A 14,182-nucleotide genomic window follows, 5' to 3' on the forward strand; every position below is an offset into this window, starting at 1 on the left:
CTTTTTAATAGTTTAAGCTTTTTTCTTATTTTTTCTTATTATTAAGCTCAAACTTGATAAATTACCTATAGTTCTCTAGGTTTAATTATAATTAAATAATGGCTTGTTTTTAATTGGAGTAATGGATGCCAATAAATCTTAAAAAAAGGATAATTCGTCAGGTAAGTAATTACACCCTTTTATTCCCTATTTCTTTATCCGCCATAATTACCTTAATTGTTGTAGCCATTATTATTAATGAAGCAAGTTTATCGCGCTCAGTACTTGGCTCTGTAGAACTAGAAATAATAGACAAAAACCAATCTATTAATTCACAAACACAAGAGGTTATCGAAAACTACCGTCGAGATATTCGTTTTTTACACGCAACCCCTCCAATCAAAGGTTTAGCCAGGGCATCAAATCACAAAGGTGTAGACCCACTAGAGAACACCACCTATGCTCAATGGAAAACAAGGCTTGAAATTATATTTGCAGCGTTTTTAAAAAATAACCCAGATTACGAGCAGCTAAGAATCATCAGTACCAACAAAAAAGGACAAGAACTGGTAAGGGTTGATCGCGTTCAGGGCGCTGTAGAGGTTATAGATTTAAATAGGCTCCAAAATAAAGGAGCGCAAGAGTACTTTACGGCCAGTAGTAACCTCTCTGATGGCGAAATGTATCTGTCTGAAATTTCGTTGAATAGAGAGTACGGTAAAATAGAGTTTCCTTATCGCCCGATGTTGAGGCTATCTATGCCAATTTTTGATGAAAATCAAAATAGATTTGGCTTTATCATAATTAACGTGAATGCTAATAACTTATTAACCCTTTTAAAAAACAGTATTAATACACCATTTCAACTCGCTTTAACTGACAGTAACGGCTATTTTCTCTCACACCCAAATAAAGATTTCACCTTTGGTAAAGACCTAAACAGTGATATTAGCATCAATAATAATTACACTTTTAACCCCGTTGCTGATAGCTCATTGTCGCTTATAAAACCAAAAAGCAATGCGCAAACAAGTTATTACACCGCAAGAAAAAAAATCACTTTAGCGCTGGGTGAAAAACAAAACTTTTTATCTAGTCACGTTTTAGCGCCTGTTGAGCATATTAAAAATATTGAAATGGAACGTAGAACAAAGCTCTACGCCTTTTTACTTATTTTGGTTGTTGTATTAACTATCATTCTCGCATTTTTCAATCGTAGTCTTCGCAAAAGCCAAGAGCTTGCAAATGCGCGCGCACAATCTGAGGCAATTATAACCGGCTCATCTGATGCGGTAATTGGCATTACCAATAACGGTATTGTCTCTAGTTGGAATAATGCCGCAGCTCTGATGTTTAAGCTTGGAGAGTTAGAAGCAATTGGAAAATCAATTAATGATTTAAAAATAATAGATCAGCTAAATTTTAACGAGATAATTGAAAAGTTCACTGATGGTACTCGTCAATTTAAGCAAAACGCTAGTATCAGTAACGGCTCTACTAAACGCTACTTTTCACTCTCTTTATCAGCTATTATCGATCAATTTGGAATGTTTATTGGTATTGCAATAATAGCCAGAGATGTAACCAAAGAGCGCACCATTGAGAATGAAATAATAAAAGTAAATCATGAGCTTGAAAATAAAGTAGCCATCCGCACAAAAGAGCTCAAACAAGCCAGTGAAGTAAAAAGCGCGTTTATTTCTAATATAAGCCATGAAATGCGTACTCCACTTAATGGCATAGTGGGTACTTTAAACTTAATAAAAAAAGAGCCATTAAGTGAAACACAAAAAAACTATTTAGAAATGACCGAAGTAAGTGTGAGTGCTTTATCTGTATTAATAAATGATATTTTGGATTTATCTAAAATAGAAGCAGGTAAACTTGAGTTGAACTTTAAAGAGTTTAATTTAATAAAATTAATCGAAAGCGTTTGTGGCAGTATGGCTGTTAAAGCTCAGGAGAAAGGTCTCGAATTTGTTTTAGATGTTGTTAATTTAAAATGTAAAACGATTAAAACTGACCCCCATCGTTTTTCACAAATCCTGACTAACTTAGTAAATAATGCGATTAAATTTACTGAAACTGGGTTTATAAAGGTCACCGCTTATTGCGAGCAAACAAGCAATGATAATGTGACTGTTCATGTAAATGTTACCGATAGCGGTGTAGGCATTGCACAAGAAAACCAGAGCAAATTATTTACCGCCTTTTCTCAAGAAGACAAAAGCGTGGCATCTAAATTTGGTGGAACAGGGCTGGGGCTTTCTATATGCAGACAGCTTTGTAACCTGCTAGGCGGAGAAATTAGCTTTGAGTCAGAAAAGTCACTAGGTAGTAGTTTTCACATAAAACTAACACTGAGCAATGCTGATACAACTCATTATAGTTTTACCCCACGATTAAAAAACAAAAGCTTTGCTATTGTGACTAAAAATAACGAGCTAGCCGACAGCATAAATAATTTAATAGCCGCTTTTTCTGGAAACAGCTTTTCATCTGAACAGTTACAACAATCTCTTTTATCAGATGATATAGAAAACGTGTCTTTACCTGACTTTATACTTATTGAACAAGACGACACATTATTAAAACGTTTAGATGAAATGTGGTCATCTATTGCTAATCATCATGCAATTAAAGTTATTTTATTAGCAAATCGCGGTTATCCGCAAATTAAAACTAGACACATGCAAGCCAGCTTACTTTCTAAGCCAATACTTATTTCAGAGTTTTTAAAAACAGTAGCCGATGAGCGCAGCATTGAAAATAAAATAAGTGAAAATAGCATTAATAAACGCCGTGAATCTGACTCAGTTAAAACTGATAATTCTGACTTTAAAGGGGCGCATGTTCTTATCGTTGATGATAACGATATAAATATAGAAGTAGCCGCGGGTATATTGTCATGTTTATCTTTAGAGATAGATACCGCGTCAAATGGCCAACAAGCAGTAGAAAAACTTGTTAACTCGGTGGCCAATAATCATCAATACCACTGTGTATTTATGGACTGCCAAATGCCAATATTGAATGGTTATGATGCAGCAAAAAAAATAAGGGCTGGTGAAGCAACGCCTCAAAATATCAATATTCCCATAGTCGCTATGACCGCTAATGCAATGATGGGTGAAAGACAAAAATGCCTAGATGCCGGAATGAGTGATTACATCACTAAACCTATCTCTGCAGAGGTATTAGTTGCAACGGCTACAAAGTGGTTGTCTTCAACTTTTATGAAAGAAGCTCTATTGGAAAATAATCAGCTTAACGAATTTAATAAACCAACTCCTGATACTTTAGATAGTCAAAGTTTACCTGATTGGGATAAAGATAACGCGTTATCCCGGTTATTAAATAATGAAAATCTGCTTATAAAAGTATGTGAATTATACCTTCAGAGTACACCAGTCAAACTAGAAGAACTTGAGGATGCAATAAATAACAATAATTTATCGCAAATATCAAAACTAAGTCATGGCTTGAAAGGCTCATCGGGTGATGTAGGTGCGGCTAATTTGCATAAATTATTTGATGAATTAGAAGTAATGGCCAGTGAAAATGCCATGGGCAGTATGAAGAATAAATTAGAGCTCATTCAAACTAGCTACAAAAAACTCGAATCAACCATTAACAGCTACTTAGAGATACAACCCAGTAGTTAGCATTTTGTGGGTAATAATGAATAAACCACTGAAAATATGTATTGCTAATTAAAGTTAAAAGCGCCTAAAGGCGCTTTTAATTTTTGAGTGTATTGCTAACCAATACCACCAAAAAATATAAAAGCACATAGGATATTTATTCTTACTCGCTATACTGGTCAATTATAACTTTTAAACTATTGAATTCTATAGGCTTGTTTATAGTGTTAGTTATACCCGCTGCCACGTACTCAGGCTCGTCTTTTTCAGTGATGTTTGCAGTAACGGCAATAATGGGCACATCGTGGTAATTGGCTAGTTCCCTAATATATTTAGTTGCCAAAAGCCCGCCCATTACCGGCATTTGAATATCCATCATAATTAAATCAAATTGTTGTTTAGTACATAGCTCAAGCGCTATTTCACCATTATCTGCCACGGTAATATGTTTAATACCCATTGCTTTTAAAAAGCTTTCTAGCACGATTTGATTTACCGGATTATCTTCGGCAATTAATACCTGCACATCTTTATCTTTAATAGTTACATCGGGTAATTGTGCTTGTTGTTTTACGCTTTTATTTGCAATGGGAATATTAAGCCTTAGCTGAAAATAAAATCTCGAACCCTTATCCAATTCACTTTCTACTTGTAAATTACTGCCCATTAAGTTTAATATTTTACTAGAAATAGTTAATCCAAGTCCTGTACCACCAAAACGACGTGTTGTTGAAGTGTCTGCTTGGGTAAAAGCATCAAATAACGTTTTTATACTGTGTTGTGAAATACCTATACCACTATCGATAACGCTAAATAGTAACACCACCTCATTGTTATTTTTCTCTTTTAGATCAACAGACAAGGTTACTGTTCCAGACTCTGTAAACTTAAATGCATTCCCCAATAAGTTCATTAGCACTTGTTTTAAACGGGTTTCGTCGCCTTGTACCAAATCAACAGAATCTACTTTTTCTTTTACTATTTTAAACTCTATATTTTTATGGTCGGCTTGCGATTTAAAAATTTGTTCCAGCTCATACAACAATGCACTCAATTTAAACTCTCTGTTTTCTAGTAGCATTTTATCGGCATCGAGCTTACTTAAATCGAGAATGTCATTAAGGATCACCAATAAACTATTACCTGAAGAGCTAATAACCTCAATCATGCGTTTTTGTTTAGCATCTAACTCAGTATTACTCACTAGTTGCACCATGCCTAAAATACCATTCATAGGGGTACGTATTTCATGGCTCATATTAGCTAAAAATTCAGATTTTATTCGGGATGTTTCCTCTGCCGCTTTTTTTGCTTCAACTAGGCTCTCGTTTAGCACTCTAAATTTATTTGCTGCTTGGGCTAAAACCCCTATTTCGTCTTCACGGGTAATATCAGCTATGTTTGCTGAGAAATCACCATTTAAAAATGATCTAAAACTAACTGTGAGCCTGTTAATCGCTTTAATAATATGAAAGTGAAAAAATAATGCAAAAAGAATAAACAAGGTAACAGACAAAAATAACGACACTTGAATAACAATTTGCGCGGCATTAATGCTCTCTTGACTGGTTTGTGAACTATCACTAAGCAACAACAATGCATCTCCTTGTAACTTTTTGGCAAGTGCTGAAAATTCAACCGAATCACCGGCAATAACAATATTACTTAAGGTTAAATAGTTTCTATTAGCTTGTATGGCTTGGGCAAACAAAGACTCGAATTTAATCGTTAAACTATTTAATTGCGCGACCTTGTTTTGGCCAATCATTTTGTTTGTAGCGTCACTGTTGGTTAATTGTTTAATTAACTCTAAACGCTGTTTAACTTGGCTGCGTTTGGCGTAATCACGTTGAGTTAAAAATAGGATTGAATTACGGTACAGGTGATGCCAATGATCCTTTAACTTAAACAACAACAAATCTTTGTGCAACATCAACGCTTCCTCATCTTTACTTGCTGAGGTAGTCAATGCTAATTCGTAAGTATTTGGTAGCTGTTGCTCAATAATTTTAGACTTTTCATCATATCGTTTTTTAAGACTATCGATACTTTTGCCATAATTTAAAACTAATGATTGCATTGCGCTTAATGAGTTTTTAATCTCAGGTTGCTGGGTTCGCTGCTGCGCTTCAATTAGCCGCGCTTGAATACTTTGATGAGTGCTTTTTATTTTATCAAAAATAACCTCGCTACCCGACACGTCATAAACAGAAATATTTCGCTGAATTTCTAAAATATCTTTGTTAATTTCAAATACAACAACTGATAGCTCGTTAATGTTCAATACATTTTTACTAGCTTGCTCTATTTTTTCGGTTCGCTCATTAATAACAATGTAAACTATTATTTGTATTAAAATAAAAATAGCCAGTGACGATAATACTTTAATAGATAAAGAACCAAGTAACTGTTTTAGCATTCAATTCCCTTATGCGTTTAGTAGCTCAAACCATTTATCTAAACTGTAATCGTAGTTATCCATCACTGTATTCCACACTGCAATATTCGAAAAGCGCTTTTCATAGCTGCCGCCATCGCGAATCTGCCCAGGCAAAATTATATTTTTGCCATCGGTACCCGCTAGTGGTTGAGTCGCTTCTTTGCCATCATACCAATAATCCCATTCGGGCTTGGTGATTATTTCTTTGCTACGTTCTGGATTAGAAATGTAATAACCCTGCTTCGAAATAAATGCACCAGGCCAGCCCGATAACCACCAGTTCATGTATTCGTAAGCGGCGTCTTTTACATGCCCTACCGTATTAGCAGAGAGACACATCACCCCATGCCAGGCTCGATACCCCTCCTTAGGAGATGCATTGACTACTGGTAAACCTTGGGCTCTACATGCGCTCACCCCCGGTGAAAATATACTTTGTATATGCACGCGTTTTTTTAGCATAAACTCAACAGATTGTGGCACCGATGTCCAAAACCCTGAGAAATGCCCTGCTTGCTTTTTATTAATTAAAATTGCAAACAATTTGTCTATTTCTGCAACACTCATATTTGCAATATTATTAAAAGTCATCAGCCCTTGTGCTTGGGCAGCCAATGCGGCATCGAAAATGCCTATGGTGGGGGCATTCACCAAACCAACATGACCTTTGTTACTCTCTTCAAGCAGCCAGCCCCATGACTCAGTCTCGTAAGCCACACCCTTAGGTATAAAATTAGTGTTATAGCCAAATGAATCTACATTGTGAACATAAGGCATAAAACTTATGTTATCAGTGGCCTGGCTTCCAAGTGAGCCATCTTGTTGAACATATAAAATTTTGTTGGGCGCATCGCCTGCGCCTAGTTTTGCTGTGGGAACTAACTTACCGGTTTTGGTTAGTGGGTTTATTTCCTGCCAATATTTTAGTCTTTTTACTTCAATTGGCTGAATAGCATTGGCTTGCCACAATATATTAATTGAGTCAGACCATTGTTCATATAAATCAAATGAAGAGGGATCAGCGGCTGCTTTTTGTAAAACGGCCGCACTCCCCATGGGGGTAAATTCGATATTAATACCGAGCTCTTGCATGGCGCGGACTCTAAGCTCTTCTTGTAAAGTTACATGCGTTCCCATGACTCTAAGCGTAACCGGTTTTTTTGCAAACACATACGGCGCTTTAAATGCGACAGCAGAAGTCGCAGCACCGACCGCTAGCGTACTTAAAAATTTACGTCGAGTGACATTGTTAGCCATACTAATCATCCATTTAGTGATTCCCACAATTAGTATAGGTAATAATCGAATAATCACTAACTTAGCGCTTCAAAAAACACTATTTTAATTAAAATGAGTGATCGTCATAAATAACATGGTCGTTTAATCATTGTATAAATTTTATAAGATAACTCTATCTATCCTTGTTACACTAGCAGTGTTGAAATACCTACTCGATTAAGGCGCTTACCCATGGAAAAATTTGTTAATCACATTCAACTAGGCTATTTGGGCTTGCTGCCGTTTTTAGGTTGTGTGGGTTGGCCATTGATGTTTGGCAGTAACAGTGTCAATTTAGAGTTTTTTAGTTTTTACAGCATCGCTATTTTAGCTTTTATGGCAGGTAATTTATGGCATGCAGGGCAACAAAGCTTTGCCGATGCCATTAAAGCTGTGCTGCCGGTCATTCCTATACCGTTTTTATCATTTTTGCCGATTGAGTGGATGCTTGCTTGGTTAGGCGCGAGCTTTTGGTTAGTACTGATTTTCGAGAAAGTGTCGATTCATTGGCAGGGTTATCACAAAGATTACCAAAAAATGCGCTTTGTGCTCACATCTGTGGTTTTTGTGTGTCATATCTTAATTATTGGTATGAGTATTTACCCTAAATAACACGCCATTACTTAACCATTGGTCTGTAATAGGGTAACATCCGCGCACTGTATTGAGAGGACACCCCATGATAGACCAATTGCGCCAACAGCTTACTGACCTTGGTGAGAATTTTGTAGAAAAAAACGCCGCTTTTAAAATAAAAGTGATCCCTTTTTTTTGTGCCATTAGCATAAAAAAAGATCATAAAAGCGAAGGTCGTCTTTCTTTTTATTCAAATCAACTCATTGAAATACTAATGGTTGTGTTGTTTGTATTGTTTGGCTTATCTATATTTGATCCTGACGCAGGATTTACCCATGGTCCTATCCACATTGTTTTTGCTATTTTGATTACCTTTAACCTAATTTTAAAACAGGTTGCTATTGAGGGTTTAAAAACACGTTTAGCTATGTACAGGTTGCATCAAGCACCTCAGCAAAATGATGAGACCGAAAACCCAAACACATCTTCACGCTAATATGTATTTAAATCCAAACTGGAACATACTTACGGTAGGTGATGGCGATTTATCGTTTTCAAATGCGCTTTATCGTCATATTAAGCCAAAAAAGTTAGTGGCATCCACTTACGACGACCAATCAACTATTGAGCAAAAATACCCAGATAATGCGCTCGATGCTTTAAAGTCGCAAAAGGTAGAAGTACTTAATAGCTTTGATGTAACCAACCCACAATGTTGGCAAACGCTCGGCCAGCATTTACATAGTTTTGATGTGGTTATTTTTCAATTTCCGCTTATTCCTGCATTTGTTGGTCGCGATGCATTTGAACACAATACACGCCATACCAGCATGAACGTACTTAACCGCGCATTACTGCATCAATTTATAAAATACGCCAATGAGTTTGCTTTAAATACACAAGGTGCAGGGCTATGTTTCATCACTTCAAAAGATGTTAAACCTTATCGAGAATGGAATATTGAAGGCAGTTTAAATACCCATTTAAACGCACAATATCAAGGGCAAATGCAATTTGATATTAGTCACTTTAGTGGCTATAAAATTCGTAATGTTGACCGTGATAAGCACGTTAAAGACACCAGCGGCATTACCTATGTCTTTAGTGAAAAACCCTTACCTGAACTGGCTAGCTTGTTAACTTTGCCTGCTTACTTAACCGATAATTATTGCTCGCTATGTCGTGTAGGGCCGTTTTTAGCTGACGAGGATAAAAGCAAGCATTTTGCTGCTAAAAAACACCTGCAAATGATCAAACTAGAGCAAGACTGGCAGCAATGGTTAACAGCGTTTTATAAGTCAAGCTAGCTTAATTAAGTCAGCTGCTTTTTCGGCAATGGCTATCACACAGGCATTGGTGTTGCCGGTAATTATATGCGGCATAATTGAGGCATCAACCACACGCAAATTTTTCACACCATGTACTTGTAGTTGGCTATTCACTACCGCCATGGGATCTTGCCCCATTTTACAAGTGCCTACAGGGTGATATTCAGTCTCGGCCGTTTGCCTAATATACTCAATAAGCTGCTCATTATTGTTAATATCTAGCGGGTAAATCATATTACCTCTAATTACATCAAATGCTTCACTTTGCATAATCTGCAGTGTTTTTTTAAGCCCCGCTAACATTACGTTTAAATCATCGGGGTGGCTTAAATAATTAGGAGCAATAAGTGGAGCACTCAAGGGGTTGGCATCGGCTAATCGAATCGTGCCACGGCTTTTAGGGTGCATAATACTACAGTGAATACTATAACCATGGCCTAGGTGCAGTTTACGGCTATGGTCATCCACCAGCCCAATTACAAATTCAAGCTGTACGTCGGGTACTTTTGAATCGGAAAATAGCTTTATAAAGGCATGTGATTCTGCAAAATTACTAGTAAGCTGCCCTTCACGTTTTACAAACCAATCAACGCATCCTTTTGCAATATTAAACGCCCCACCCGCACTTATACCAAATGTGCCTTTACTGTATTTAGCTTTATACAATGGCACAACGGTTAAGTGGTCATGAAGGTTCTCTCCAACACCAGAAAGCTCGTTTACTATTTCAATATTATGCTGCTTTAGTTGCTCTTTAGGGCCAACTCCCGATAGCATTAAAATTTGCGGTGAGTTAATTGCGCCAGCGCTTAAAACCACCTCTTTTTTTGCATGCAATACAACGGCCTTATTGTTTATAGAAACAGAGACTCCGGTTGCGGTTTTATCGCAAAAAAGTACTTTATTAACGTGTACTTTGCTAAGCACAGTTAGGTTTTTTCGGTTTAAATGGGGGGTTATATACGCTTTTGCCGCGCTACAACGCTCCCCTTGATATTGAGTCACTTGCGATAACCTTGCTCCCACTTGCTGCCCTGCGTTTATATCGCCATTGTGCGGTACACCTTGTTGTTCGCAGGCGTTTAAAAACAGCTGATTTACTGGGCTTGGCTGGCTTAAATCCTGCACATGCAAAGGGCCATCAACCCCGTGTACATCACTTTCAGTAAAGGTTTTATTATTTTCAGCTTTAATAAAATAAGGCAATAAACTCTCATAGTCCCAGCCCTCATTGCCCAGTGCAGCCCAACTATTATAATCGTGCTTATTACCTCGAATATAAACCATGGCATTAATGGAACTTGAACCGCCAAGCACTTTGCCACGAGGCATAAATCCGCAGCGGTTATTAAGCTCTTTTTGAGGTACCGTATTGTAATGCCAGCTATTAATGCCATAAGGCACACTAGCAGCAACCCCTGCAGGCATTTGAACCATTGTGCCTTTATCACTGCCGCCCGCTTCAATTAAGCACACACTCACATTTTTATTTTCAGATAATCGCGATGCAATAACGCAGCCTGCACTGCCTGCGCCAACAACAATGTAATCAAATGTAGTGATATGCATACTTATTCTCCAATTAAAAAACCAGTTTGCATGGAACATCGAATAAAAACTTGTTATTTTTAGACATCCTCACGCAAAAGTATATTTTATGAGCCGTTTGATTAGAGCCACTTCTTTACAGGGAATAGACCATTTAATTGCAGAACTTGGGGGAGATTTCGCTGCCATAATGCAGCAGTGCGCCATTAATGTGGACTTTAATAAACTAGAGCAAGAGACCCTTACTTACCGCGCATATGCACAGCTATTAGAGCATTGCGCGAATACACTAAATTGTCCAAATTTTGGTTTAAAACTAGCAAGCCTGCAAAGCTTTGATATTTTGGGCCATATTGCAATAGCCGCTCAAACAGGCACTAATTTAGCCGAGGCGCTAGATTGGGTGATAAAATATTTACACTTGCATACGCCAGCGCTTAATTTAACCACTCTCCCACTTGATGATAATGAGCACGTGTTTTTATCATTCGCTATAAATCTCAGGCCATTACCAGCAATAAACCAAGTAATAGAGCTCACCATTGCATTGGCCATTGCTACCTTAAAAAATATGAGTAATGGTCGCTGTAAGCCACAAAGTGTATTTTTACCTCATACCCTAGGCGCAAATAAGCAGACCTACCACCAGCATTTTGGGTGTAAGGTTATTACTCATAGAAATAGCGCCGGTGTATTAATTGCCAAACAAGACTTAGATTTAACACTTAACATAACTAAGCAACATAAAACCCAAGCAGCACTTAACTTTTTAGCTGAAAATAATGCTTATAGCCAATCTTTACCCACTCAGGTAAGCGCGCTTATTCGCATTATGCTGCCGATATTTCAAAGCGCTAATAATACTATTGCCGCTGCGCTTAATATTCACCCTCGCACCTTGCACCGAGAACTTAAAAAGCACGATACCAGTTTTGTAAAGCTCAAAGACGCCACTCGCCGCGCCTTATGTGAGCACTATTTATTACAAAACCAATTGTCGGTGACTCAAATTTCAGAGCTTTTAGGTTATCAGGAGCAAGCTACGTTATGTACTAGCATTAAACGTTGGTTTAATTGCTCTGCCCGCGCATTTAGAGCCAAACATTGTTAAACTGCGCCCTTGTTTAAAAACAGCAAAGGCTATTCATGAATTTTGTAATTGTAGGTACTAATTTTATTAGCGACACGTTTTTGGCAGCGGCTAATACACTCAGCAATTTTAATTTATACGGTATTTGCTCTCGCCAAATAAGCAGCGGCGAGCGCTTTTTAGCTAATCATCCAACAAATACCGATGTTAAAATTTTTACCTCTATTGATGCTGTGTGCCAAGATGAACAAGTAGACGCAGTCTATATAGCGGCGCCCAATAGCCTGCACAGTGCATATGCAATACAATGTTTAAAAGCGGGCAAACACGTATTAGGTGAAAAGCCCTCAGCGGCTAATAGCAAGCAACTTGCGGCTATTTTAACTGCGGCAAAGCAGCATCAGCGCCTTTACATGGAAGCGATGATGACAACGCACTTACCTAATTTTGCGCACTTACAAGCTGCCCTAAAAAAAATAGGCACACCACGTAAGTTTATTGGTCAATTTAGTCAGTATTCATCACGTTACGACAAGTATAAAAATGGTGAGCGCCCTAATACTTTTTTACCTGAATTTGCTAATGGTGCCTTACTAGATTTGGGTATTTACCCACTTTATCTCGTTATTGCATTATGGGGAGCACCACGCTCTGTTCACGCCAGCGGCGTATTACTTGAAAGTGGTGTGGATGGTGCAGGCGATGTGCTTTTAAATTATCCCGACAGACAAGCGGTGATCAGCTATTCGAAAATTTCACAAGGCGAAAATATCACTGAAATTCAGGGGGAATTAGGTCGAATTAGAATTGAAGCCGTGTCGCAGCTTAAAAAAATAGAGTTTATTGCTAACAATGGTCATAAAGAGCTTATTAGCACGGAGTTTGACGAGCACTTTATGAAGTACGAACTCGAGAACTTTATCAATACCATTGAGCAAAATCAGGGGGAGTCTAGCGTTAATACTCATCAACTTTCTGTCGATGTAATGCAAGTACTTGATACCGCACGCGCACAACTTGGTGTTGTTTACCCAGCAGATTTATCCTCTTAATAAAACAAAAACTATCGGCTAAGCGATAAGCGTATTTTATCGCTTGGCCTTTAAGCACACTTTACTAAACACTGCTATTTTGAATTAAGCTTAAAAAGATCACAAAATTTGACTTACCTCTGAGATCAAAAGCAGGTAACATGCCGCCAAAATTCATCGCAATCTTTAAGGACATCCATGCAAAAATCAACCAAAGATCTATTACTGGCTATTTTATGCATATTGCTAGCAATGATGACGATTCAGTCAGGCGCGTCACTGGCTAAACAGCTTTTTCCTATTGTTGGACCTGAGGGCACAACAGCCTTGCGTTTAGGGTTTTCGGCCGCTATTTTGTGTTTGATTTTTAAACCATGGAAACACTTCCCTGTTGCAAGCCAACGCTTACCCATATTAATTTATGGATTAAGTTTAGGCGGCATGAATATTCTATTTTATTATGCGATAGAACGTATCCCATTAGGTATTGGGGTTGCGCTTGAATTTACAGGCCCATTAGCTGTCGCGTTATTTTCTTCTCGCAGAAAACGTGACTTATTTTGGGTTGCCTGTGCAGTGGCCGGTATTTTATTACTTTTACCTGATATGAAAGGTCAAGACAGCCTTGATCCAGTCGGTGTAGTACTCGCACTTGCGGCGGGTGCCTGTTGGGCTGGCTATATTTTATTTGGTAAGAAAACAGGCAGTCAAAGCTCTGGTGGCGCAACGGTTGCGATGGGCATGACAATATCAGCCATTGTGCTGGTACCTTATGGCGGCATTTCACAAAGTGCTGCATTTACTTGGGATATTATTCCATTAGGTATTGCTATCGCCGTGCTTTCAAGCGCCCTGCCTTATACTCTTGAAATGATTACTTTACGTAATATGTCGCCACAAGGTTTTAGTATTGTAATGAGCCTAGAACCTGCAATTGCAGCACTCGCTGGCTTAGTTATTTTAGGTGAACTGCTAAGCATTTGGCAGTGGCTGGCTATTTTACTGGTGATTATTGCCTCGGTAGGTAGTTCAATGTCTAATGGTAAAAAGCAGCCTGCTGCTTAGAGTTTAATAATTTAATTGCGTCATGAACTATCATGGCGCAACTTCTCATCTCCTATTTTACAATTCCCTCCTAGTATAATTAAGCCTACATTTTATCTCTCCTTTCACACCATTCATTGTTGCACTTAAAACAATATATACCATCTCCTGTGTGTGCATTATTTATACAAGCACCTTGTTATATTTAAACTTTAAATTTAAGC

General features: G+C 37.9%; 10 protein-coding genes. 7 read left to right on the forward strand and 3 right to left on the reverse strand.

What is annotated here, in order from left to right:
* Positions 1 to 125 precede the first annotated feature (125 nt).
* The gene (locus AN392_RS00235) at positions 126 to 3,644 is read left to right on the forward strand and encodes an ATP-binding protein (protein ID WP_055011451.1); all 3,519 of its coding nucleotides are present in this window, start codon (positions 126 to 128) and stop codon (positions 3,642 to 3,644) included.
* 142 nt (positions 3,645 to 3,786) lie between these two features.
* Here the strand turns inward: AN392_RS00235 and AN392_RS00240 are convergent, their stop codons facing one another.
* Positions 3,787 to 6,042, reverse strand: a complete 2,256-nt coding sequence (locus tag AN392_RS00240) for an ATP-binding protein (protein ID WP_055011452.1) — start codon at positions 6,040 to 6,042, stop codon at positions 3,787 to 3,789.
* A 9-nt stretch (positions 6,043 to 6,051) separates the two neighbouring features.
* Positions 6,052 to 7,320 carry a PotD/PotF family extracellular solute-binding protein gene (locus AN392_RS00245; protein ID WP_055011453.1) on the reverse strand — a complete coding sequence of 423 codons (1,269 nt, stop codon included), beginning with the start codon at positions 7,318 to 7,320 and terminating at the stop codon, positions 6,052 to 6,054.
* 213 nt (positions 7,321 to 7,533) lie between these two features.
* Here AN392_RS00245 and AN392_RS00250 point away from each other — a divergent pair, with 213 nt between their 5' ends.
* The 3 genes from AN392_RS00250 to AN392_RS00260 all read left to right on the forward strand — a co-directional run bounded on the left by AN392_RS00250 (position 7,534) and on the right by AN392_RS00260 (position 9,224).
* Positions 7,534 to 7,953: a DUF3429 domain-containing protein gene (locus tag AN392_RS00250; protein ID WP_055011454.1), complete on the forward strand. Its 420-nt coding sequence runs from the start codon at positions 7,534 to 7,536 to the stop codon at positions 7,951 to 7,953.
* Between the two features lie 67 nt (positions 7,954 to 8,020).
* Entirely contained in the window at positions 8,021 to 8,413 is a 393-nt protein-coding gene (locus AN392_RS00255; RefSeq protein WP_055011455.1) for a hypothetical protein, read from the forward strand.
* Between the two features lies 1 nt (position 8,414).
* Positions 8,415 to 9,224 carry a class I SAM-dependent methyltransferase gene (locus AN392_RS00260; RefSeq protein WP_055011456.1) on the forward strand — a complete coding sequence of 270 codons (810 nt, stop codon included), beginning with the start codon at positions 8,415 to 8,417 and terminating at the stop codon, positions 9,222 to 9,224.
* Here AN392_RS00260 and AN392_RS00265 read toward each other — a convergent pair.
* Entirely contained in the window at positions 9,216 to 10,814 is a 1,599-nt protein-coding gene (locus AN392_RS00265) for a GMC family oxidoreductase (protein WP_055011457.1), read from the reverse strand. The genes AN392_RS00260 and AN392_RS00265 overlap by 9 nt on opposite strands.
* An 88-nt stretch (positions 10,815 to 10,902) precedes the next feature.
* Here AN392_RS00265 and AN392_RS00270 point away from each other — a divergent pair, with 88 nt between their 5' ends.
* From AN392_RS00270 to AN392_RS00280, 3 genes are all read left to right on the forward strand, one after another.
* Positions 10,903 to 11,904 carry an AraC family transcriptional regulator gene (locus AN392_RS00270; protein WP_055011458.1) on the forward strand — a complete coding sequence of 334 codons (1,002 nt, stop codon included), beginning with the start codon at positions 10,903 to 10,905 and terminating at the stop codon, positions 11,902 to 11,904.
* Positions 11,905 to 11,939: 35 nt separating this feature from the next.
* Positions 11,940 to 12,935, forward strand: a complete 996-nt coding sequence (locus tag AN392_RS00275; RefSeq protein ID WP_055011459.1) for a Gfo/Idh/MocA family protein — start codon at positions 11,940 to 11,942, stop codon at positions 12,933 to 12,935.
* A 177-nt stretch (positions 12,936 to 13,112) separates the two neighbouring features.
* Positions 13,113 to 13,979, forward strand: coding sequence for a DMT family transporter (locus AN392_RS00280; RefSeq protein ID WP_008115672.1), 867 nt, complete (start codon positions 13,113 to 13,115; stop codon positions 13,977 to 13,979).
* Positions 13,980 to 14,182 lie beyond the last annotated feature (203 nt).

Origin of the sequence: Pseudoalteromonas sp. P1-16-1b (assembly GCF_001401785.1) — a bacterium.
GTDB classification, from domain to species: Bacteria; Pseudomonadota; Gammaproteobacteria; order Enterobacterales; family Alteromonadaceae; genus Pseudoalteromonas; species Pseudoalteromonas undina.